The 22,542-nt window shown below is 67.5% G+C and carries 19 protein-coding genes and 2 tRNA genes; 14 read left to right on the top strand and 7 right to left on the bottom strand.

Going from position 1 to position 22,542, the window contains the following annotated elements:
* The first annotated feature begins 196 nt into the window (after positions 1-196).
* Both ACZ7LU_RS22955 and ACZ7LU_RS22950 read left to right on the top strand, forming a co-directional pair.
* Positions 197-287, top strand: a tRNA-Ser gene (locus ACZ7LU_RS22955).
* 204 nt (positions 288-491) lie between these two features.
* A tRNA-Arg gene (locus ACZ7LU_RS22950) sits at positions 492-564 on the top strand.
* Positions 565-720: 156 nt separating this feature from the next.
* On the opposite strand, the gene ACZ7LU_RS22945 is transcribed toward ACZ7LU_RS22950, so the two are convergent.
* A complete protein-coding gene (locus tag ACZ7LU_RS22945) occupies positions 721-1,044 on the bottom strand; it encodes an SCO3933 family regulatory protein (RefSeq protein WP_471917857.1) in 324 nt (107 codons plus the stop codon).
* 172 nt (positions 1,045-1,216) lie between these two features.
* Between ACZ7LU_RS22945 and ACZ7LU_RS22940 the strand changes: the two genes are divergently transcribed.
* On the top strand, positions 1,217-1,702 hold the full coding sequence (locus ACZ7LU_RS22940) for an SCO5717 family growth-regulating ATPase (protein ID WP_471917856.1): 486 nt from the start codon (positions 1,217-1,219) through the stop codon (positions 1,700-1,702).
* A 1,552-nt stretch (positions 1,703-3,254) separates the two neighbouring features.
* On the opposite strand, the gene ACZ7LU_RS22935 is transcribed toward ACZ7LU_RS22940, so the two are convergent.
* The 3 genes from ACZ7LU_RS22935 to ACZ7LU_RS22925 all read right to left on the bottom strand — a co-directional run bounded on the left by ACZ7LU_RS22935 (position 3,255) and on the right by ACZ7LU_RS22925 (position 5,095).
* The gene (locus ACZ7LU_RS22935; RefSeq protein ID WP_471917855.1) at positions 3,255-4,091 is read right to left on the bottom strand and encodes a protein kinase domain-containing protein; all 837 of its coding nucleotides are present in this window, start codon (positions 4,089-4,091) and stop codon (positions 3,255-3,257) included.
* A 70-nt stretch (positions 4,092-4,161) separates the two neighbouring features.
* Positions 4,162-4,605 (bottom strand): glycine-rich domain-containing protein, encoded by a 444-nt coding sequence (locus tag ACZ7LU_RS22930; protein WP_471917854.1) that lies wholly within the window; start codon positions 4,603-4,605, stop codon positions 4,162-4,164.
* Positions 4,606-4,852: 247 nt separating this feature from the next.
* Positions 4,853-5,095 carry a hypothetical protein gene (locus ACZ7LU_RS22925; protein WP_471918129.1) on the bottom strand — a complete coding sequence of 81 codons (243 nt, stop codon included), beginning with the start codon at positions 5,093-5,095 and terminating at the stop codon, positions 4,853-4,855.
* A 107-nt stretch (positions 5,096-5,202) separates the two neighbouring features.
* On the opposite strand from ACZ7LU_RS22925, the gene ACZ7LU_RS22920 reads away from it, so the two are divergent.
* Together ACZ7LU_RS22920 and ACZ7LU_RS22915 are read left to right on the top strand one after the other, a co-directional pair.
* Positions 5,203-5,946: an XRE family transcriptional regulator gene (locus ACZ7LU_RS22920; protein ID WP_471917853.1), complete on the top strand. Its 744-nt coding sequence runs from the start codon at positions 5,203-5,205 to the stop codon at positions 5,944-5,946.
* Between the two features lie 2 nt (positions 5,947-5,948).
* Complete coding sequence (locus ACZ7LU_RS22915; RefSeq protein ID WP_471917852.1) at positions 5,949-6,419, top strand: NUDIX domain-containing protein; 471 nt, start codon at positions 5,949-5,951, stop codon at positions 6,417-6,419.
* Between the two features lie 32 nt (positions 6,420-6,451).
* On the opposite strand, the gene ACZ7LU_RS22910 is transcribed toward ACZ7LU_RS22915, so the two are convergent.
* Positions 6,452-7,390: a DUF3800 domain-containing protein gene (locus ACZ7LU_RS22910; RefSeq protein WP_471917851.1), complete on the bottom strand. Its 939-nt coding sequence runs from the start codon at positions 7,388-7,390 to the stop codon at positions 6,452-6,454.
* A 311-nt stretch (positions 7,391-7,701) separates the two neighbouring features.
* On the opposite strand from ACZ7LU_RS22910, the gene ACZ7LU_RS22905 reads away from it, so the two are divergent.
* The 9 genes from ACZ7LU_RS22905 to ACZ7LU_RS22865 all read left to right on the top strand — a co-directional run bounded on the left by ACZ7LU_RS22905 (position 7,702) and on the right by ACZ7LU_RS22865 (position 20,191).
* Positions 7,702-9,222: a type I restriction-modification system subunit M gene (locus ACZ7LU_RS22905; protein WP_471917850.1), complete on the top strand. Its 1,521-nt coding sequence runs from the start codon at positions 7,702-7,704 to the stop codon at positions 9,220-9,222.
* Positions 9,223-9,227: 5 nt separating this feature from the next.
* A complete protein-coding gene (locus tag ACZ7LU_RS22900) occupies positions 9,228-10,475 on the top strand; it encodes a restriction endonuclease subunit S (RefSeq protein WP_471918128.1) in 1,248 nt (415 codons plus the stop codon).
* A 185-nt stretch (positions 10,476-10,660) separates the two neighbouring features.
* Positions 10,661-14,239 carry a DEAD/DEAH box helicase family protein gene (locus ACZ7LU_RS22895; RefSeq protein WP_471917849.1) on the top strand — a complete coding sequence of 1,193 codons (3,579 nt, stop codon included), beginning with the start codon at positions 10,661-10,663 and terminating at the stop codon, positions 14,237-14,239.
* Between the two features lie 259 nt (positions 14,240-14,498).
* The gene (locus ACZ7LU_RS22890; protein WP_471917848.1) at positions 14,499-15,395 is read left to right on the top strand and encodes a DUF2797 domain-containing protein; all 897 of its coding nucleotides are present in this window, start codon (positions 14,499-14,501) and stop codon (positions 15,393-15,395) included.
* 113 nt (positions 15,396-15,508) lie between these two features.
* Entirely contained in the window at positions 15,509-15,853 is a 345-nt protein-coding gene (locus ACZ7LU_RS22885; RefSeq protein WP_398301663.1) for an antibiotic biosynthesis monooxygenase family protein, read from the top strand.
* Complete coding sequence (locus ACZ7LU_RS22880; protein ID WP_471917847.1) at positions 15,834-16,748, top strand: amidohydrolase family protein; 915 nt, start codon at positions 15,834-15,836, stop codon at positions 16,746-16,748. Before ACZ7LU_RS22885 ends, ACZ7LU_RS22880 begins: the two co-directional genes overlap by 20 nt.
* Positions 16,749-16,892: 144 nt before the next feature.
* Complete coding sequence (locus ACZ7LU_RS22875; protein ID WP_398301659.1) at positions 16,893-17,642, top strand: response regulator transcription factor; 750 nt, start codon at positions 16,893-16,895, stop codon at positions 17,640-17,642.
* 210 nt (positions 17,643-17,852) lie between these two features.
* A complete protein-coding gene (locus tag ACZ7LU_RS22870) occupies positions 17,853-19,355 on the top strand; it encodes an MFS transporter (RefSeq protein WP_471917846.1) in 1,503 nt (500 codons plus the stop codon).
* Between the two features lie 59 nt (positions 19,356-19,414).
* On the top strand, positions 19,415-20,191 hold the full coding sequence (locus ACZ7LU_RS22865) for a TetR/AcrR family transcriptional regulator (RefSeq protein ID WP_468561885.1): 777 nt from the start codon (positions 19,415-19,417) through the stop codon (positions 20,189-20,191).
* Positions 20,192-20,606: 415 nt separating this feature from the next.
* Here ACZ7LU_RS22865 and ACZ7LU_RS22860 read toward each other — a convergent pair whose 3' ends face one another.
* The gene (locus tag ACZ7LU_RS22860) at positions 20,607-21,248 is read right to left on the bottom strand and encodes a DUF4232 domain-containing protein (RefSeq protein WP_471917845.1); all 642 of its coding nucleotides are present in this window, start codon (positions 21,246-21,248) and stop codon (positions 20,607-20,609) included.
* Positions 21,249-21,476: 228 nt separating this feature from the next.
* Positions 21,477-22,298 (bottom strand): YceI family protein, encoded by an 822-nt coding sequence (locus ACZ7LU_RS22855; protein ID WP_398301652.1) that lies wholly within the window; start codon positions 22,296-22,298, stop codon positions 21,477-21,479.
* Positions 22,299-22,542 lie beyond the last annotated feature (244 nt).

Genomic DNA, 22,542 nt, shown 5'->3' with positions numbered 1-22,542 from the left:
TCGGAGTCCGACGGGACGGGTGGCTCTACCGCTCTAACGCCGTACGCCGCGCTTCGTTGCGGTGTCTCGCGGCGCGGCGAAACGCTTTGCCCTGTGGGCCGCGCGACTAGTACCGTGGAGTCCGCGATTGGTGACAGACCGCTCGGCTGTGTCATCATCTGCACGCACCCCCCGCGCTCGCGCAGGTGTGCAAGCTGGAGGCGTCGCCTAGTCCGGTCTATGGCGCCGCACTGCTAATGCGGTTTGGGCCTTAAAGCCCATCGAGGGTTCAAATCCCTCCGCCTCCGCAGCATGATCCGAAGCCCCGGTCCCTGAGGACCGGGGCTTCGGCGCGTCGTGGCCCCGCCGCCGCGCTGAAGGGTGTTTCCGCAGCTCACAAGGGGTCCGGAGAACGGATTTCACATGGCGGCGGCAGTCATGTAATGTTCTTCCTGTCGCCGCGAGCGGGCCGAAGGGCCGGGAAGCGGAGACGGAAACAAAAGAAAAAACAAGCACTCGTAGCTTAACGGATAGAGCATCTGACTACGGATCAGAAGGTTGCAGGTTCGAATCCTGCCGAGTGCACAGCAGACCAGAGGCCCTGTGGAGTGATCCACAGGGCCTCTGGCTTTTGCCTTGACGGCAGTGTTTGACGGCAACCGCCTCAGCGGGGCGGAAGGGGTCGGTCAGAGGGCTACGAGGGCGCCGGCCGTGCCGTCGTCATCGTCCGGCCCGTCGCCGTCACCCCTCAGCGCGTCGCCGACGCGGTCGAAGGCGGAGCGCTGGGAGTCGAGCCGTACGCGCCCACGGCGTGGCGAACAGCTCCACCGGCATGACCGGCACACCGGGCTTGAGGCCGTTGGGAAGACCGGTCTCCGGAATGGTGATCTTCATGGCTTCCGCGCGGTCCTCCTCCATGAAGAAGAGGGTGAGGGTGCAGAGCTTGGCGCCGGTCTCCCGGTCCACCGCGAACTGCGTCTTCTCGGCGTCCGCGTACTTCGGCACGGGCGGGGTGCCGACGATGAACGACGCGGAGGGCAGAAGGCCAACTCGGATACGGGCCATGGCAGTACGTCCTTTCGGTACGAGTCCCGCCAGAAGGAGGCGGGGCGTGATCTATAGAACCTAGGTGACCTAGCGCTATCAAGTGAGACCGGTGAGCTAGATGGCAACTGACGCAGATCAGCTACGTCAGCGGGGTGTGCTAGGGGAGATGGAAGTGGCTACTCTGAGGGGCATGACGCCCGCGCCCGACAAGAAGCCCGACCGCCGGCCGCCGTACCAGCACGCCGCCGACGAGCTTCGGCGCGACATCAAGCGGGGCCGCATCAAGCCGGGTGAGCAGATGCCATCCGTCCGCGAGCTGCAAGAACGCTTCGGCATTGCCAACATGACAGCCAGAAGTGCCCTGAACGTGCTCCGGGACGAAGGGCTGATCTACACGATCCACGGCAGGGGCAGCTTCGTCGCGGACATCAGCGATGGCACGGGCGAATTCACCATCGACTACAACCCGCCGGCCTGGTATCTCGCGAAGAAGGCCGAAGTGGAAGCGGAAGAAGTAGGCGGGGAAGGGGAGCCCGACGGAGAACCCGCCGGGGCTTCCCTCACCGATGTACTCACGGCCCTGCGCGACGAGATTCGAGCGCTCAGTGCGGAGCACCAGGAATTGCGTCGGGAAGTCGAGGCCCTGAAGAGAGCGCAGCAGGAGTCGAAGCCCTGAGTCGGGCGACCTCTTCCCGCATCTCCCTCACTTCGCGACCGAGCCTTGCAACCATGACTGTCATCTCCCGGACCAGCGCGACCGCCTGTGCCGTGTCCTGGCCGTGAGTGCTGACCGTCTTCCTCTCGGGATTGCGTATCTGCTCGGACATCTTTCCCCGTTCGCTGTCGTGCTGGTGTTCCTTGTTGCGTTCAGCCAACCGCTGAGGGCTTGCCCGAAGGCTTGCCCAGCGACCATGCGTTGCCGGACCAGGACTTGCCCGCATCAATCGGCAAGCCGTGATCGCGGCCGGTGAGCCAGGTCTACATGCCGGACCGGACACGTTCGAGGCGAGCGGTGCGGCACTCCCGTCGGCCGGGAGGAGACCTTTCGTCGCGTCCCGCCGGGCGGGGCCGTGCGTTCGTGTGCTCACGCCGCTCTTCCTTGCTGTCGCTGGCCAGGCATCAATGGTCCGGAGAATCGCCGGTTTGGGAAACCGGCGATCGTCGTCTATGTTGCGGCGCTCGGTGTACCGAGGGACGCCTATAGAGGTGTCGAAATCCGCAGTGGTGTGACACTCATTCCTGTGATCCACGTCGCTCCTTCGCGCGGGTTCCGGGGCGGCCTGAAGCCCCGGCTCATCTGCTACAGGTGTCGAAAAGTCAGTCGGTGTGACAGTGGTAGACCAGAGATCAGCCCACCATCCACCACCGACCACGACACCGACCATCAGCGCCCGACCAAGGTCACGAAACGGCCACGGAGTGGCTCGGTGGCCCCGACCAACCCCGCAACGGCATCCTGCAATCCCAGCGCTGTGGATAAAGTTCGGCGACCATCAGAACAAACAGACTCGAATGCGGATGTACCGGGTCCAAAGCGGCGCAGTAAGCCGTCAGCAGTCGAGAAGTCGAGATCCGGCATGGCCACGCGATCGGCGAGGGCCCGGTATGGCGGAGCTGTTCAGAGTTTCTTTACTGGATCAAGGCGGCCCGCCTGCGGCGGGCCGCGCGCGCTGGCGGCCCGTGGCCGCCGCCGCTCCCTGTCTCCGCCGCCCCTCCGGCGGCCCCCCGCCGCTCAGCGCGCAGCACCGCCAAGGCTGTCGACCAGGGCAGGAGGAAACCCGACCTCCCCGAGCACCAGGACCAGGCCGACGCCGACCCTGCGTGACCACACTGCCCAACCGGCCACTGCTTCAAGTCGGATGGGCCGCAGAGCCGCATGCGGTGCCCATGCGTCATGCAGCGCTGACAACGCTCCGGCCGGAATGGGACCGAGGACCGTGACGCATTGAAGAAGCGTGGTCGAGGCCGGCGGGTGGTTGCTGGAAACACACGTGACGGGTGCTCGTTCGGCGCACCCGCCGTCGTGGCTGACTTTCGGTGGCTCAGGTCAGAACTCCTCTCCAACTCGACAACGGGGAATCGGGATTCCAGCAGCACCCGCATACGAGCACGCCAACCGCCCCGGTACCATCGACACCGGGGTCCTGACCAGGGATTCCGCGACCGGGCCACCCTGAATGCTGTCCAGGCGGAGGGGTGGTCCGGTCTTCTGTTTGTGGGTCTACGGCTCAGCTCACGGCCTTACCGACCTCGTAGATCGTGGGCCTGTCCTCGGGCGCCGGACTGAGCATGGCGTCGATCAATTCGCCCAGCTCGCCATGCACCTTCACAGGCCGGCGCTTGCCACTCGCGACGGCTTGTCTCTGCTCGGGGCGCGGTGCGTCGTCCGAGTACTCGACGGCCCGCCAACCCGTGGCGGAAATGAGCAGGGACGCGCCGAGCGCATAGATGTCCGCTTCCTGCGTAGGCTGCGCCTCTCCGGTCGCAAGCACGCTGCGCGCGATCTCCGGCGCCTCGTAGTGGACGAGGCAGCCGCGGAACGGGAAGTCGTACCCCTCGGGGACGTGTCCGCCGCGTGCCAAGGCCAGGTCGATGAGGTGCGTGCGATCCGGGCCGATGATGAAGTGTGCGGGCTGCACGTCGCCGTGGGCCCAGCCCTTGCCATGTAGCTCGGCCAGCGCCTCTACGCAGCCGAGGGCCGCGCTGGTATCAGGTTCCGTACGAGAGTCCGGCTCACGACAGGGCTTCCACAGCTCGTACAGGTCGGGCCCTTCGTGCCACGGCTGGAAGTTCCAGGTGCCCAGCTCCCATTCGCCGTACGCGAAGTCATCGAGGCCGAGTCGGTACAGCACGGCCCCTTCCCGTGCGGGGGCGAGTGCCGTCCAGGGCTGAGCGGGCCAGTCGGCCGTAGCCTCGATCGGGTAGCCGACCTTCACGGCGTACCGCCCCCGATGGCTTTCGACCTCCCAGACCATCGAGCCCCGGCGGTTGACGACGAGGCGCTGAGTCTTGGGCATGAGTGCGTCGAGCACGACGATCGGCAGTTCAGGGGCTGTCCCGGACAACGTCTGTTCTCCTTCCGGGCGGCGCGGCCGACCCCGCATCGAGGCCGGCCGCGCCGCTGGTGTCGTGTCGCTACGCCTGACCGTACGGACGGCCGCAGTCCGCGTCGCACTGCGCGAGGTTCGTGCCGTCCACGGTCCAGAGGTCGTCGAAGACCATGAACCCGGCCGCCTTCATCGCGTGTGCGGACCCGGCGACCTTCTTCGGGTCACGGGGCCCTCCGCCCGGCATGGGGTTGTGGTGGAGGAAGCGGCCCGCGTACCGGTCGCAGAGCGTGGCGTACTCCTTCGTGTGCAGGATGAGGGCGTGCAGACCGAGGTCCACATCGTCGGACGGGACCATGGGGACGGTCGCGGTCGCGGCGGTGACCACGAAGGCCACCGCCTGGTCCGCGATCCGCTCGGCCCGTTCGCGGGACTGCCCGTTGTGGACGATCACGAAGTGGGTGAGTCTGTCGAACAGTTCCTCACCAGCCACCGCGCGACCGGTTTTCTGGTCGTTGGCCGTTGCCGTCATGCGAATACTCCTTGAGTGTCGCTGTGCTCTGGCACTTGCGCCCGCATCGGTCGCCGAGGCACGGCCTACGGCGACCGGGGGATGGAAGGCCGACCCCGAACGGGGAAGGGGAAGCCAGGGAAGGTGGCACCCCGTTCGGGGCGGCCGGTCTACTGGCTGGTTCCGAGGGCCATACCGATCACCAGGCCACACGACCCGCTGATCATGATGATGAACAGGACCCCGGCATACCGGCCGATGGCGCGCATCACAGGCCGTCCCGGCTGTTGCCGTTTTTGATGGCCAGGCGGGCGCTCAGTTCTTCCCGCGCGGTCGGGGCCACCACGTTGTCCGGCAGGGCATCCCACTCGACGCCGCCGCCGACGGGCCTTATCTGCACCCGGGCGCCGATCTCGCCCATGACGACGCCGACACGTCCACTGGCAGTGTCCTTCGCCAGTTCACCGATGCCTGGTCTGGTCTGCTGATTGCTCGCCATGCGGACGAGCATCCTGCCGCTCATCAGGACGTCGGAACCTCCGACAAACCCCACTTCGGGACGTCCCGCGTCGGGTAGAACGTCCCTAGTGCCGTCCCCGGTTGTTAGGAGAGATTGGGATGCCGAACGAGAGGTTACGTGCTGCCATGGCGGCCGGCGGCTGGACTTACGCCGCCCTTGCGGACAAGGCCGAAGTCGACCCCAAGTCCGTTGAACGATGGGCCAATCTGGGGCGTACGCCGCGCCGGGCCACGGCCATGCTGGCAGCGGAAATACTAGGAGAAGACGTGCACGCTCTATGGCCCGCGCTCCGGCAGGCACGCCCTGCCCGCGCTGTCAGTCCGGAACTTGTGGCTCTCTACGACCAGCGGGCGGACATCCCCGTGTCCACCTTCGTGGACATGCTGACCCAGGCGCGCGAGCACATCGACGTGCTGGTGTACGCCGCCGTCTTCCTGCACGAGACGTACCCGCGGCTCAACGACTTGTTGCGAGAGCGAGCGGACGACGGGTGTGCGGTCCGTATCGCGATCGGCGACCCGGACAGTACGAATGTCCAACAGCGCGGTGCGGAGGAGAGGTTCGGCCACGGGATCGAGTCCCGTTGCCGACTCGCCCTCATGCACTACCGCCCGCTTGCCGGGGTACCTGGCATCGAGGTTCGAACCCATGCCACCACGCTCTACAACTCGATCTATCGTGCGGATGACCAGGCACTGGTCAATGCCCATGTCTGGGGCGTGAACGCCTACGGTGCTCCCGTGTGGCATCTCCGGCGCAGCGGGAAGGGCGGCATGTTCGACACCTACGCCAGCAGCTTCGGCGCGGTGTGGGAAACCGCGACGCCGGTACGAGAAGGGTGACCATGGCACGGACCGAGTACTACGACGACCCAGCGGCCCCAGAGCCGAACAGCTTGGTGGTCGCCGCGTCCGCCGTGGTCACCGACGACGAAGGGCGCGTACTCCTTCAGCGCCGCCGGGATAACGATCTATGGGCGCTACCTGGCGGCGGCATGGAGATGACCGATTCACTTCCAGGGACGGCTGTCCGCGAGGTGAAGGAAGAAACCGGGCTGGACGTAGAGATCACCGGGCTCGTGGGCACGTACACCGACCCTCGCCACATCATCGCCTACTCGGACGGTGAGGTGCGCAGGCAGTTCAACGTCTGCTTCACCGCCCGCGTGGTCGGGGGCCGGCTCGCAATCTCGGACGAGTCCACGGAGCTGCGGTTCGTCCAGCCGGAAGAGATAGATCAACTGCCGATGCACCACACGCAGCGGCTCCGGGTCCGTCACTTCCTGGAACACCGCGAGCGACCCTATCTTGGCTGATCGCACCCGCGACCCTGTCGTAGGTCGTCCCGTTACGGGAGAGGCGGCAAACCGCCGTCCGGCTCGGCCTCGCGCCGCTCGGGGGCCGGAGCTCCCGGCTGTCCCGGGATCGCAGTAGTCGGTACGGTGACCGGCTCCTTAGGCCCGAACATCAGGCTGGACGGCTGCTGCGTCCGCCGGTCGGATACGACGATCCCGCCGCGCCACTTCCCCGTGGGGTCCTGGTACCGGAACTGCAGCTTCTTCAGCCGTTGCCCGTACTGCTCCCGCAATGGCCGGTAAGCGTCGTCACAGTGCACGTTCCACGTCACGTCGCCGAGGTAGGCGTGGCACGCGATCGGGAACAGCAGGGAGGACACCACGAGATCGGCGAGCTGGAGGAGCGTGTGGGTGTCGCTGTGGCCGAAGACCGGCGACTCGATGACCCCGCGGAGGCTGTCACCGCCCGTGCGGTACTTGCGGGTGGTCACGCAGTGCACATTGGGAGCGTTCTTCACCTTCGTGCGGCTATCGAGGACCATCATGCCGCGCGAGTGCTCATGGGCGAGCTGAGCCTGGAAGGTCTCGTTCAGCGCGGCAACGGAGGCCGGGTACACCCCGGACTCGTCGAACGCCAGCCCTTCCTCTTTGATCCACACGCGGGCGAGGATGCGGGCTTCGTGGGATTCCAATATTCCGAGCAGCGAAGCCACCAGCTCCATGGCCGCACGTCGCCAGCCGTGGTTGCCGGCACGGAGGTTCTTGCGGACGTCCGAGCCCTTGATCTCATGCTGGATCACGTCGGAGAGTTGGGTCGCGTTCCGCAACTGCGGCCGGTAGTGCTTCTTGACGTCGAGGAAGGCCCAGGTGAGGGACTTGACCTGGGCCCGGGGCACGGTGAATCCGCCCACGACGAGGACCGGAGGGGCGTCCGGCCTCATGGGATCGAGCGTCTGCCCGTTGCCCGCCTCGTCGATGTAGCACAGATGCACCGATCCTCCCGAAACACGTCTGTGGCCGCCCCCGAAGGGACGGCCACAGGGTCTGCGCAGCCATATGCGCGATGTTTTGCTTGCTGAGGCCGATCCTGCCGAGAGCGACTACGGTCGGTCAAGTTGAGAGCACGTTAGGTGGTACGAGTTTCGGTCAACCTTGACGGGTGAAGCCGAGGAACGCCCCCCAGGCGGCTGGCGCGACGGCGAGGCGGTGTGCGCGGAGGTCGACGTCTGAGCCGCAATGTGGCGGAGCCTCGGGATCGTCAAGTCTGGATGGCGTGAGGTCCGGGGGCCGTAGGATCCTCTGTGTGATTACGGGCGAGCTGAAGAGCAAGGTGGGGCGCGTCTGGGACGCGTTCTGGTCGGGTGGCATCTCCAATCCGTTGGAGGTGATGGAGCAGATCACGTACCTGCTCTTCATCAAGCGGCTAGACGAAATCCAGACCCGCAAGGACCGCAAGGCGGCTGCAACGGGCAAGCCCGACCCGGACCCCTTCTTCTCGGACGATCAGCAGGATCTGCGCTGGCAGAACTTCAAGGTCAAGGACCCCGAGATCATGTACGGGCTCGTCGCCGACGGCGTCTTCCCGTACCTGCGCCGCATGGGCGGGGACGAGTCGACGTACTCCCACCACATGAAGGACGCCCGGTTCACGATTCCGGGCCCCAACCTCTTGGCGAAGGTCGTCGACCTCCTCGACGACATTTCCATGGACAGCAGCGACACCAAGGGCGACATCTACGAGTACCTGCTCGCGAAGATCGCCACATCCGGCCAGAACGGTCAGTTCCGCACGCCGCGCCACATCATCGACCTGATGGTCGAGATGACCCAGCCGGGGCCGCGCGACGAGATCTGTGACCCGGCGTGCGGCACGGCCGGCTTCCTGGTGCAGGCGGCGGCGTACGTACAGCGGGTGCACCGTGACGCGCTGCTCGGGGCGGAGCAGCGCAAGCACTTCAACGAGTCAATGTTCCACGGCTTCGACTTCGACTCCACGATGCTCCGCATCGGCTCGATGAACATGCTGCTGCACGGCATCGAGAACCCGGACATTCGTTACCGCGACTCGCTCGCGGAGAGCGCGGCCGGCGAGGCCGAGCGTTACTCCCTGATCCTCGCGAATCCACCCTTCGCGGGGAGCCTGGACTACGAGTCCACAGCGGTGGACCTCCAGCGCATCGTCAAGACGAAGAAGACGGAACTGCTGTTCCTGGCCCTGTTCCTGCGGCTCCTGAAGCCCGGTGGTCGGGCGGCCGTCATCGTTCCCGAAGGGGTGCTGTTCGGTTCGACTAAGGCGCACAAGGAACTGCGCCGCATCCTGGTGGAGGAACAGCAACTGCAAGCGGTGGTCAAGCTCCCGAGCGGGGTCTTCAAGCCGTACGCCGGTGTCTCGACGGCGATCCTGTTCTTCACGAAGACGGACTCGGGCGGTACAGACCACGTCTGGTTCTACGACGTTCAGGCGGACGGCCTGAGCCTGGACGACAAGCGCAACGCGCTGCTTCCGGTAGGGCGTCTGGGTGTCTGCCCGCAGGGCGACCCGCTGACGCCGGACGAACTCTTGAAGAACAACCTCCCGGACGTCCTGGCCCGCTGGCAGGAACGAGACGGCACGGAGAGAGAGCGGGCGAGGACCGAGCAGAGCTTCTGCGTACCCAAGGCGGACATCGCGGCCCAGGGCTACGACCTCTCTCACAATCGCTACAAGGAGGTCGTTCACGAGGAGATCGCCACTCGGGCGCCGAAGGAGATCCTGGCAGATCTGGAGCAGTTGAACGAGGAGATTGCTAAGGGTATGGATGAGCTGAAGGGGATGCTGGCGTGACCGCAATGCCAGTTACGTGGACGCTTTACACGCCGCATGATATTGCTGGTCTCGCGAAGGACGCCTTGGTTATCGGCCCCTTCGGCAGTGACCTCAAAACCAGTGATTACCGTGACGAAGGTGTTCCTCTTGTCTTCGTCAAGGACATCCGTGCTCAAAATTTCTCTCGCCCGCGGGCTTATGTCTCGACTGCTAAAGCTGCTGCGCTTGAAGCGCATCAGGTTCTCCCAGGTGACATCTTGATCACGAAGATGGGAGACCCGCCCGGGGATGTAGCTCTGTACGACGGTGATGTGCCCGCAATTATTACAGCTGACTGTATTCGCTTGAGGCCTACATCCGGATTCGATCGAAAGTATCTGGTCCACTCCTTGCGGACGCCGAACGCCCGCCGACAGATTGATGCAATCACCACGGGGGCGGCGCAGAAAAAGGTCAGCCTTGATCGTTTCCGATCTCGACTGCGCATCTCGGCACCTTCCGTAGCCGAGCAGAAGCGCATCGCAGCCGTGCTTGACCAGGTGGACACCCTTTGCGCCAAACGCCGCGAAGCCATCGCTCTCCTCGACGACCTCGCCCAATCCATCTTCCTTGACATGTTTGGTGACCCGTTGCGCAACCCGCACAATTGGGGCGCGGAGAAAATTGGCTCGCTCCTCTCGATTAAGCCGAGCTACGGAACAATGATTCCAGCCACGGATGAAACGGTCGGTTGTCTCTGTATTCGCGTTGCGAATATCCAAGATTGGTCCCTGGATCTCTCCAGCCGGAAGTACGTCAATCTGCCTCCGTCGGACATTGATCGTCATGGAGTGGCGGCCGGCGATCTTTTGATGGCAAGGGCTATCGCCACACAGGAGCACCTCGGGAAGGCGATCGTGGCCGACCCGGGAGATGAGAAATGGGCATTCGACTCTCATATCATGCGTCTCAGATTCAATCCCCAAAAGGCGGATCCGCGGTTTGTTCAGGCATTGCTAGGGAGTCCAGGCGGTCGATCGATTTTCCTTAAGGCGACCCGTCGCTCGGCAGTTCAATACAACATTAACTCCAAGGAAATTTCAGCGTTGGAGATCCCCCTGCCGCCGATCGGTAAGCAAAAGAGCTTCCGATCTGCGCTTGAGCGTGTGGACAAGGTGCGGGAGATTAATCGGAGGCACCTCGCCGCCCTCGGTGAGCTCTTCCACTCTCTTCAGCACCGTGCCTTCTCCGGCACCCTCTGGGATCATGAAGCGACCGGCGGAGGGGCGTAGGCCGCTCTCGTCGCACACGGCACGCGGTACCGACCGCGTCACACGCCGCCCCTGGGCCGGGCAGGGGAGTCCGACCGAGGGGCGGCTCTGCCGTAGGAGACGGACAAGAAACGTTGGCCTTGTACGGGTCCGGGGCGTCCCGGACCCGTACGACAGGGGCCGTGCAACAGGGGAGGGACACTGCCATGGGGAACGAGCGGAACCGCGACAACCAGGAGCAGACCCGGCAGGACAAGCAGGCCCGAGACCGCGCCGCCGCTGAAAGCATCAGCCGCACCACCGGCGGCAACTTCACCTTCCTCCGCGCGGAGTGGCCGTCCCTCTACGATGAGGCGATCCACGCCGAACGGCTGATCCACCACGACCCCCGTGCCGCCTGCTTCTACGCCCGCCGCGCCATCGAGATCACCGCCCGCTGGATGTACGACAAGGACAGCAGCCTCAGCGAGCCCTACAAAAAAGATCTCGCGGCGATGCTCCACGAGCCGAGCTTCCGGCAGCTCGTCGGGCCGACGGTCAACGCCAAGATGGACCTCATCCGCCGGCATGGCAACAACGCCGTGCACAAGGCCGCCCCTGTCCCGAAGGCCGTCGCCGAGGCCAGCGTCAAGGAGCTATTCCACTCCCTGTACTGGTTCGCCCGTACCTACACCCGCCAGGCTTCGGCTCTGCCGCCCGCCGGGCTGGAGTTCGACACCAGCGCCGTACCGCGCCCCCTCTCCCCGCAGGCCCGCGCGCTGAAGCAGGCCGAACTCAAGGCCAAGGAGGCGGAGGACGAGGCACGCTTCAAGCAGCAGGCGGAGGAGCTGGCCGCCGAGCGCGCCCAGAACGCGGACCTCGCCCGACAGCTCGAAGAGCTCAAGAAGCAGATCGCCGCCGCCAAGGCCGCCAACCAGGCCGTACAGGACACCCACGACTACGACGAGAAGGCGACCCGCGACGCCTTCATCGACCTGCTCCTCAAGGAAGCGGGCTGGGACCTCCTCATCCCGGGCAAGGACACCGAGTACCCGATAGCGACCGGGATGCCCACCAAGACGGGCAAGGGGTACGTCGACTACGTGCTCTGGGGCGATGACGGCAAGCCCCTCGCCGTCGTTGAGGCCAAGAAGACCCAGCGGGACGCCCGTGACGGGCAGCAGCAGGCGAAGCTGTACGCCGACGCGCTCGAAGCACAGTTCAACCGCCGCCCGGTGATCTTCTACACCAACGGGTACCAGACCTATCTCTGGGACGACAGCCTCGGCTACCCGCCCCGCCAGGTGCAGGGCTTCTTCACCAAGGACGAATTGCACTGGCACATCCGCCAGCGCGCCGGACGCCTCTCCCTCACGTCCACACCGGTGAACGAGAAGATCGCCGGCCGCCCCTACCAGCTCCGCGCGATCAAGCGGGTGGGCGAGACCTTCGAGCGGGACCGGGGCCGCCAGGCGCTGCTTGTCATGGCGACTGGCACCGGCAAGACCCGTACCACCGTGGCCCTCGTGGACCAGCTGATGAAGGCGGGCTGGGCACAGCGGGTGCTCTTCCTCGCCGACCGGCAGGCGCTGGTCACCCAGGCCATGAAGGCGTTCAAGGAGAACCTGCCGAACACCCCCGCGGCCAGCCTCCTCGACGACAAGGCCGCCGCGGCCCGCGTCTATCTCTCCACGTACCAGACGATGATGAAGCAGATCGACGTCATCGACGGAGCGGGCCGCCGCCGCTTCGGGCCCGGCCACTTCGACCTGATCGTCATCGACGAGGCGCACCGCTCCGTGTACGCGAAGTACGGCGAGCTGTTCCGGTACTTCGACTCGCTGCTGCTCGGCCTGACCGCCACGCCCAAGGACGAGATCGACCACAACACGTACAAGCTGTTCGCCATGGAGGACGGAGTCCCGACCGACTCCTACGATCTCCATGAAGCCGCCGCCGAGGGCTACCTCGTCCTCCCTAAGGCGGTGAAGGTACCGCTGAAGTTCATGGAGCAGGGCATCCGCTACGCCGATCTCTCGGAGGAGGAGAAGGCCGAGTGGGACGCCAAGGAGTGGACCGAGGACGGTGACATCCCGGACGCGGTGGGCCGCCACGACATGAACAAGATCCTCTTCAACGAGGACACCGTGGACAAGATGCTGGAGACGCTGATGACGCGCGGCCACCGCGTCGAAGGCGGCGACCGGCTCGGCAAGACGATCATCTTCGCCAAGAACAACGACCACGCCCGGTACATAGAGGAGCGCTACAACGCGAACTACCCGCAGGGTGCTGGCCACACCGCGCGCGTGATCACGTATAAGGAGACGTACGCCCAGTCCCTCATCGACGACTTCTCCAACCCGAAGAACCCGCCGAACGCCCCCGACATCGCCATCTCCGTCGACATGCTCGACACCGGCATCGACGTACCGGAGGTGGTGAACCTGGTCTTCGCCAAGCCGGTCTTCTCCAAGACCAAGTTCTGGCAGATGATCGGCCGCGGCACCCGCCTGCGCCCCGCCCTCTACGGCCCCGACCCCGACAACCCCGATCACAACAAGCAGAACTTCTACGTCTTTGATTTCTGCGGCAACATCGACTTCTTCAACAGCCAGCTCGACCGGTCGGAGGGGCGCAGGGCCGTCACCCTCACCGAAAAGCTCCTCCAGCGCCAGCTCGACCTGGTCCGGGTCCTGGACAAGCGGCAGCAGCCCGACCCGGCACGTGACGCCGGCCCCGACGCGATCGGTACCGAGGCGGAGATCCGCTGGTCGCTGGCCCACCGGCTGCACCACACCGTCACCGGCATGAACCTGGACAACTTCCTGGTGCGCCCGCACCGCCGGGAGGTCGAGGTCTTCAGCGACTTCGGCAGCTGGCACCGAGTGGACGACGACGCGGACACCGCGATCCGCGACCACCTGCTCGGACTGCCCAGCGAGTTCCGCCCGGACGACGAGGAGACGGGCGAGGAGGCCAAGCGGTTCGACCTGATGGCGTATGGTCTCCAGCTCGCCGCACTGGAAGGCGGCAAGGACTTCGCCAAGCTGCGCACGAAGATCCGAGACATCGCGTCCAACCTGCTCACCAAGACCAACATCCCGGCGGTCGGTGAACAGGCCGAGCTGCTGGAAGCGGTGGCGGGCGACGAGTGGTGGAACGACGTGACACTCCCGATGCTGGAGGACATGCGCCGCCGTATGCGTCGGCTCGCCCGGCTCACCGACCCCAAGGTCAAGCGGAACGTCGTCTACACCGACTTCGTCGACCAGTTTGGTGACATCACCGAGGCCGAGATCCAAGGAATGCCTCAGGGCACGGACGAGCAGCGCTTCAAGCAGAAGGCCCGCGCCTACCTCCTGCGCCACGAGGACCAGCCGGTGGTTCGCAAACTGCGTCTCAATGAGCAGATCACCGAACTCGATCTCGCGGAGCTGGAGGAGATTTTCCTGGCAGAGGCCATCGCCTCCCCGGAGGATCTCGACGAGGTGCGGTCCTCCGGCGGCCTCGGCCTGTTCGTGCGCGGGCTGTGTGGGCTGGATCGACAGGCCGCACAGAGGGCGTTCGAGGTCTTCTGCACGGGTAAGCAGCTCAGCTCCCGCCAGATCGACTTCCTGACGTTGATCATCGATACAGTGGCGAAGCGCGGAATCCTGGGCTTGGGCGACCTCTACGAGGATTCGTTTGTCGATCTTGCCCCGGGCGGCCCCGACGACCTGTTCACCGGTGAGGAACTCGAAGTCCTCAACGTCATCTTCAAGGAACTGGAGCGGACAGCCAAGCCCACGACCTTGGCGGCCTAGGCTCGGCGTCGCGGCGATCGCCTACGCTGCGAGCTGGTGCCACTGGTCCGAGCTGACGGCAACGACGGCACACAGAGGCGATTGACCACGACGATCAGCGATCAGGCGGGAGCAGAGCGGAGCCCCCGCCCAGCGGCCTGCCCGATCCTACGGATCAGAAGGTTGCAGGTTCGAATCCTGCCGAGTGCACACAGTCGAAAGGCCCCCGGAGATGATCCGGGGGCCTTTTGCGTTGATGGGGTTGATGAGGGAGTCGCGGATGGCGTGGCGGTGCGCGGGGCTCGGGTGGCCGGATGGGAGACCCGTGCTGCGGTGGGAAGGCGGCCGGCGCAGCGCCCTCGCGTACGGGACGGACATCGGGTTCCGGGCCGTGGGTGAGCGGCGGTGCGTGGGGGCGCGGGGGAATCCGTGTCCGCTGCGGGCCGTCGTGCCGGGCCGGGCCACGCAGGCGCGCTGCGCGGAGTGTGCGCGGCTCGACCGGGCGTTCTCGGTGGCGGCGGACGGCGTGCCCGACGATCCGCGGACGTACCGGGTGTATCTCGCGTGGTTCGGGGCCGGTCTGGTGAAGGTCGGGATCACCGCGGAGGAGCGGGGTTCCCGGCGGCTCCTGGAGCAGGGCGCGGTGGCGTTCTGCTGGCTGGGGCGCGGGCCGCTGATGGCGGCGCGGCGTACGGAGGAGTTGCTGCGGGCGGCGCTCGGGGTGCCGGACCGGGTGGCGTACGCCCGCAAGCGCGGAGTACGGGCGGAGCTCCCCGCCCGGCCGGAGCGTGCGCGGGAGCTGGACGAGCTGTACCGGCGGGCCGTGGCGCTCGACGGGTGGGCCGAGGCATTGGAACGGGTGGCCTTCGAGGCCGTCGATCACGCGGAGGAGTTCGGGCTCGGCGCGCGCGGTGGGCCCGCGCCGGGGGGCGGGGTCGTGCGGGAGCTGGTCGACGGCGGGACGGTCGCGGGGCGGCTCGTCGCCGCGGCGGGGCCCGACCTGCACCTGGAGATCGCGGGCGGCGGCGCGCTGGTGGTCGACACGCGGGTGCTCGTGGGGTGGGAGCTGGTGGCGGCCGGCGCGGGCGCGGGCGTCACGGTCCCGGTGCATGCGGTGGAGGTCGCGGGTGGTGGTGGCGGCGGTGGCGGTGGCGTCGAGCAGGACGGGCTCTTCTGAGAGCCGCGACCGCTGCGTTCTCGCTGACCGAATGGTCAATTCCTGCTGACCGTTGGGCAAGAGATGGGGGAAAGGGGTGGACGGGCACGGGGCGCGGGCCCGAATGTGACGCCATGAGTGATCACGACAGAGGTCCCGCCGGGCCTTTCGAACCGCCGTACTACGCCGTCGTCTTCTCCTCCGTGCGCACCGCGGGCGACAACGGCTACGGGAAGACCGCCGACCGCATGGACGAGCTGGTCGCCGAGGTGCCGGGGTTCCTCGGCGTCGACGGGGCCCGCGACCCGGAAGGCCTCGGCATCACCGTCGCGTACTTCCGCGACGAGGAGGCCATCAAGGCCTGGCGGAGCGATCTGGAGCACCGTGCGGCCCAGCGGCGCGGGCGCGAGGACTGGTACGAGTCGTACGTCCTCCACGTCGCCAAGGTCGAGCGAAGTCATGGCTTTGTGCGGGAGTAGCCGTGGAAGTGGCAGTGGTGGGGACGGTGTTGCCGTACGGCGGTTCCTGGAGCGGGTCGGGGTTCCCGGTCTCGTCGACGTACACACGCACTTCATGCCGGAGCGGGTGCTGAGGAAGGTCTGGGCGTACTTCGACTCGTACGACGCGACCGGCGTGGTGCGGTGGCCCATCACCTACCGGCACGAGGAGGAGCGGCGCGTCGAGCTCCTCCGGGAGTTCGGGGTGCGGGCCTTCACCTCGATGGTCTATCCGCACAAGGCGGGCATGGCGGAGTGGCTGAACGGATGGGCCGCCGACTTCGCGCGGCGTACGCCCGGCTGTCTGCACACCGCGACGTTCTTCCCCGAGCCGGGCGTGGACCGGTATGTGCGGGAGGCCGTCGAGGCGGGCGCGCGGGTCTTCAAGTCGCATGTCCAGGTGGGCGGCTACGATCCCGGCGACACGCTGCTCGACCCGGTGTGGGGCCTGCTCGCCGAGGCCGGGGTGCCGGTGGTCATGCACTGCGGCTCCGGCCCGGCGCCCGGCGAGCACACCGGGCCCGAGCCGGTCGCCCGGCTCCTCGCGCGCCATCCGCGGCTGCCGGTCGTCGTCGCGCACATGGGGATGCCCGAGTACGCGGAGTTCCTCACGCTCGCGGAGCGGTACGAGGAGGTGCGCCTCGACACGACCATGGCGTTCACGGACTTCAGCGAGCGGCTCATGCCGTTCCCGAAGGAGGAGACGGCGCGCCTGGCGGACCTGGGCGGGAAGGTGCTTCTGGGCAGCGACTTCCCCAACATCCCGTACGCGTACGTCCATCAGCTGGAGTCCCTGGAGCGGCTCGGGCTCGGGGACGCGTGGCTGCGAGGAGTGCTGCACGGGAACGGCGTCCGGTTGTTCGGGCTCGACGCCTGAGGCGCTCTTCTCGGTCGGGCTCGACGCCTGAGGGCGCTCCTCTCGGTCGGGGCCGACGCCCGAAGGCGCTCCCCGCGCCGTTTCTCAGGGAATTCACAGGTTGACGCAAGAGTGCTCTCAGGGGCGGGTCGCAGGGTGTGGGACATGACCACGACCACGCCTCAGGCGCGTACCGAACTGCTCAGGCCGGACGGGAGCCCCGTCCGCGTGCTCGTCGTGGACGACGAGGTGTCGCTCACCGAGCTGTTGTCCATGGCCCTGCGCTACGAGGGCTGGCAGATCCGCAGCGCGGCCGACGGCGCGGGCGCGGTGCGGGCCGCGCGCGCGTTCCGCCCCGACGCTGTAGTGCTCGACATGATGCTGCCCGACATGGACGGGCTCTCGCTGCTCGGCAGGCTGCGCCGCGAGATGCCGAGCGTGCCCGTGCTGTTCCTCACCGCGAAGGACGCGGTGGAGGACCGCATCGCCGGGCTCACGGCGGGCGGCGACGACTACGTCACCAAGCCGTTCAGCCTGGAGGAGGTCGTGGCGCGGCTGCGCGGCCTCATCCGGCGGGCCGGTGCCGCCGACAGGCGCAGCGAGTCGACGCTGGTCGTGGGGGACCTGACCCTCGACGAGGACAGCCACGAGGTGACGCGGGGCGGCGACAGCATCCACCTCACCGCCACCGAGTTCGAGCTGTTGCGATACCTCATGCGCAATCCGCGGCGCGTGCTCAGCAAGGCGCAGATCCTCGACCGGGTGTGGAACTACGACTTCGGGGGCCAGGCCAACGTCGTCGAGCTCTACATCTCGTATCTGCGCAGGAAGATCGACGCAGGCCGGGAGCCGATGATCCACACCCGGCGCGGGGCGGGCTATCTGATCAAGGCCGCCGTCCCCGTCTCCGCGTGAGAGGTCCCGGCCCGGGGACCCTACGGACACGGCTCGTCCTCTCCGCCGTCGCGCCGGACGGCGACAAGCCGCGCGGGCGGCATGCGCGGCGCGGCGCGCGACTCCCTTTCCGGAAAATCTCTTGTACGGCGTACGAGGGTGGTTCTACGGTGTACATCGTCAGAACCCCGTACACCGTAGAAGAACCGGTCCCCGGAAAGGGAGGGCTGCATGACGGCGACGACTGCCGAGACCCCCACCGCCTCGCAGAGGCACCCGCAGCGCTGGCTGATCCTCGGCGTCATCTGCCTGGCGCAGCTCACCGTGCTGCTGGACAACACCGTCCTGAGCGTCGCGATCCCCTCCCTCACCCGGGAGCTGGACGCGTCCACGTCCGACATCCAGTGGATGATCAACGCGTACTCGCTGGTCCAGTCCGGTCTGCTGCTCACCGCGGGCAGCGCCGCCGACCGCTACGGCCGCAAGAAGATGCTGGCCGCGGGCCTCGCCCTGTTCGGCATCGGCTCGCTGGCGGCCGGCCTCGCCCAGAGCTCCTCACAGCTCATCGCCGCCCGCGCGGGCATGGGTATCGGCGGCGCGCTCCTGATGACCACCACCCTGGCCGTGGTCGTGCAGATCTTCGACGACACCGAGCGCGTGAAGGCGATCGGCCTCTGGGCCACCATCAACTCCCTCGGGTTCGCCGCCGGTCCGCTGCTCGGCGGCTTCATGCTCGACCACTTCTGGTGGGGTTCGATCTTCCTGATCAACATCCCCGTGGCGCTGCTCGGCCTCGCCGCGGTCCTGAAGCTGGTCCCGGAGTCCAAGAACCCCCAGGGCGACCGCCCCGACCTGCTGGGCGCCCTGCTCTCGACCATCGGCATGGCCGCGGTGGTCTACGCGATCATCTCCGGCCCCGAGCACGGCTGGACGTCGGCGCAGGTCCTGGTCTCCGCCACCGTCGGCGTACTGGTGCTCGGCGCGTTCGCGCTCTGGGAGCTGCGCATCCCGTATCCGATGCTGGACATGCACTTCTTCCGCAACCAGCGCTTCGTCGGTGCCGTGGCGGGCGCCATCCTCGTCGCCTTCGGCCTGAGCGGCTCGCTCTTCCTCCTCACCCAGCACCTGCAGTTCGTGCTCGGGTACGAGCCGTTGGAGGCGGGCCTGCGCACGGCGCCGCTCGCGGTGACCATCGTGGCCCTGAACCTGGCGGGCATCGGCGCGAAGCTGCACGCCAAGATGGGCACGCCCGTCACGATCATGTCCGGCATGAGCCTGCTCGCCGCGGGCCTCGCGGCCATAGCGGTGCTCGGCGGCGACAACTACAACGGCCTGCTGTTCGGCCTGATCGTGATGGGCGCCGGCATCGCGCTCGCCATGCCGGCCATGGCCAACGCCATCATGAGCGCCATCCCGCCGGAGAAGGCCGGCGTGGGCGCGGGCATCAACGGCACACTCGCGGAGTTCGGCAACGGTCTGGGCGTCGCCGTGCTCGGCGCGGTCCTCAACTCCCGTTTCGCGTCGCTCGTCGCGGTCTCCGCCGCGTCGTTCCCGGCGGCCATGGCCGCGGCGAAGTCGACGGGTGAACGGGAGCGGATCGCTGACGCGTTCTCCTCGGGGCTTGAGACCAGCCAGCTGGTCGGCGCGGCTGCGGTGCTCGTCGGCGGCATGCTGGCGGCGGCGTTGCTGCGCAGGGCGGAGAGGGCAGACTCCGTGGGTAAGACAGCGGCATAGCATTCCCCTCCCCGGAGACAACGGCTCCGGGGCCCGAGGACCAACGAGGAAGGTGCGCCATGGCGAAGGCAGCCGGCCGCACGAAGAACACGGCGCGGACCAGTGTCTGGCTGCAGGCCAGGACACCCCGCGGCGGCGGCCGCAAGGGCGATCAGCCGAACGGCCTCGACCGGGAACGCATCACCCAGGCCACGGTCCGGCTCCTGGACGCGGAAGGGCTCGACAAGTTCTCCATGCGCAGGCTCGCCGGGGAACTGAACGTCACGGCGATGTCCGTCTATTGGTACGTCGACACCAAGGACGACCTCCTGGAGCTCGCCCTCGACTCGGTGTGCGGCGAGATGCGGCTCCCCGAGACGGAGGCGTCGCCCGAGAACTGGCGTGAACAACTCCGCGCGCTGGCCGGCGAGTACCGGGCGGCGCTGATCCGGCACCCCTGGGTGTCACCGCTGGTCGGCCGCTTCCTCAACATCGGACCCAACTGGCTGGCCTTCGCCCTCGCCATCCAGAACGCGGTGCGCAACACCGGGCTTCCCGCCTACACGCAGAACGGGGCGATCTCGGCGGTCTTCCAGTTCGTGTACGGCTTCGGCACCATCGAGGGCCACTACATCTCGCGGTGCGCGGAGGTGGGGATGACGCAGGAGGAGTACTACCGGGAGGCGGCCGGTACGGTTCGCGACGAGCTGGCGTCGCACGGGCTGTTGGAGAGTGCGGATGAATTGATGGCGGCTCGGGAGGGGGACACGGTTGAGGAGATGTGGGAACGGGACTTCACGATCGCCCTCGACCTGATGGTCGCGGGGATCGAGTCCCTCCTTTCCCGGGAGGCGTGAGCCGGCGCGGGGCGGGTGGGTGGGTGGGGTGGGGTGGGCTTGGCCTGCGCTGTACCGCTGGGGTAGGAGCACCTAGCCCGCCGCTTCGCGGCGGATGTTTCCCACCCACCCACCCGTTTGCCCCGCGACGTCCTGCGGGGGTAGGGGCGGGTGGGTGGGGTCTGCCTGTGTCGTCCTGCCGGGGTAGGGGCGGGTGGGTGGGGGTGTTCCTCGCGACGTCCTGCGGGGGCGCGGGGGTGGGGTGCCCTTGTGATGTTCCTGCGGGAGTAGGGCGGGTGGGTGGGGTTGGCCCTGTGACCTGCTGAGGGGTCGGGCGGGTGGCGGTGGGGTGCCCTTGTGATGTCCCCGCTGGAGCAGGGCGGGTGGGTGGGGTGGCTCCGCTACGTGTTGTCGGGGTCGGGCGGGGGGAGCGGGGCTAGTTTTTTGTGTGGGTGGGGTAGACCTGCATGTCGGTGTAGGCGCCCTTGATGGCGCCGGCGCCTGCGGGCCACTTCAGGGTGACGGTGTGGGTCTCGTTCGGGGGCGTCACCATGATGTGGGTCGGCGACGCGAGGCTCTTGCCGCTGGTGTCGATGTCGTAGGCGATGTTGAAGACGGCGGCGTCACCCGGCTTGAGGGTGGTGACCCGCGGCTGCGCCCGGCCGCGCTCGATCGAGCTGGAGGTGTGGTCGACGTCCTTGATGTCGACGCCCGCGAAGCCCGTCGCCGAGCAGGTGGTCGAACCCCGGTTGGTCATGGTGATGTCGATGCTGCCGGTGTTCTCGTCGGGGGCGGCGTCCCGGGCGTCGATGGTGAGGTCCGCCGTCTTGCAGAACGTGGCCTTGGCGCCGGGCTTCGCGCCGCCCGCGGCTGCCTCGGTCTTGGTGTCCTCGCCGGACCCCGACTCCTTGTTGCCCGCGTTGCCCGCCTCGGAGCTCCCCGCGGATGAGGATGAAGACGAGGAGTTCGAGCCCTTGGACGACGCGTCCGGCCCGTCGTCGTCACCGCCGCAGGCGGTGAGCGAGAGGGCGGCGGCGAGGCTGACGGCGGCGAGAGCGGTGATGCGGGTGTTCTTCATGGTTTCCCCCAGAAGAAGTGCGGCGGGTGTGCGGGTGCCGTGCGTGTGGTCGTAACTATTTGTAGCCCGCACCGAGTTACGGCCGGTCCTCCGCGCTGTCTTCGTTCTGTCACAGGCGTTGCCCTTGTTGCCCCCGCGCTGCCCCAACTGCCCGAAGGGGCTTCACCTTCGGGCGCCCGCCTTAAGCCGTCAGCCCGCCGACAGCCCGCAACCCGCAGCTCGCAGCCCTCAGCCCGCCTGCGGCAAGCTCTCCCCCTGCACGGCCTGGATGTCCAGCTCCACCCGCAGCGTCGTGCCGATCGCCGAGATGCCCGCCTGGACCACCTGGTTGTAGTTCATGGCGAAGTCCTCGCGGCGCAGTTCCGCCGTGGCGCGGAAGGCGGCGCGTGTGCCGCCCCACGGGTCCGCCCCGGTGCCGAGGTAGCTGAGGTCCAGGTCGACGGGGCGCACGACCCCGTGCATGCCCAGCTCACCGTGGACCGTCCACCGGTCGGGCCCCACGGGGCTCAGCCCGCTCGACCGGTACGTGATCTCCGGGTACTGCTCGACGTCCAGGAAGTCGGCCGACTTCAGGTGACCGTCCCGCATACCGTTCCCCGTGTCGATCGAGGCCGCCCGGATGACCGCCTCGACCCGCGACTTCTCGACGTCCTCGGCGATCTCGATGCGGCCGCCGAACTCCAGGAACCGCCCGTGCACGCTGGTGATCCCGAGGTGCTGGGCGACGGCGCCCACGGTCGAGTGCGCGGGGTCGACGGTCCACGCCCCGGGCGGGGGCAGCTCCGTGCCGCCCTGCCGGGCGAGGACGACGTTGCCGACCTCGGCCCGCCCGCTGGCGGTGACGAGCGCGGTGGAGGCGACCGGCGCGTAGCCGACGGCGGTGACGATGACGGTGTACGGCCCGGCCGCGAGCGCCGTCCCGTCCCGTACGACGCCCTCCGCGTCCGCGTCCGCCCGCAGCACCTGCGCCCCGGTCATGTCGGTCACCGTGACGACGGCGTGGGGCACGGCCCACCCGTCACGCGTACGGATCCGAGCGTTGAGTCCCATCCCGTTTTACTCCTTGCCGGGCTTCCGATCCGATCGGAAGCCTCACAGTCCAGCTCACGTTCGTTCACGCTTCATGGAGGCCGTGCGGGCCGCACAGGCCGCACAAGCCCCAACAGGCCCACAGAACGCGGGCGGCCCCCGGCGGCGGTGGCCGGCCGTCCCCTGCCATGAATGCCACCGCCGGCCCGGGGGCCTTCCCCACGACCGGCCCGGGGCCGCCGCGCCTCCGCTCGAAGCGCGTCCG

Source organism: Streptomyces sp. NPDC039462 (assembly GCF_055639375.1).
Note: the sequence above shows the minus strand (reverse complement) of the source record. Positions and strands in the feature narration are given on the sequence as shown.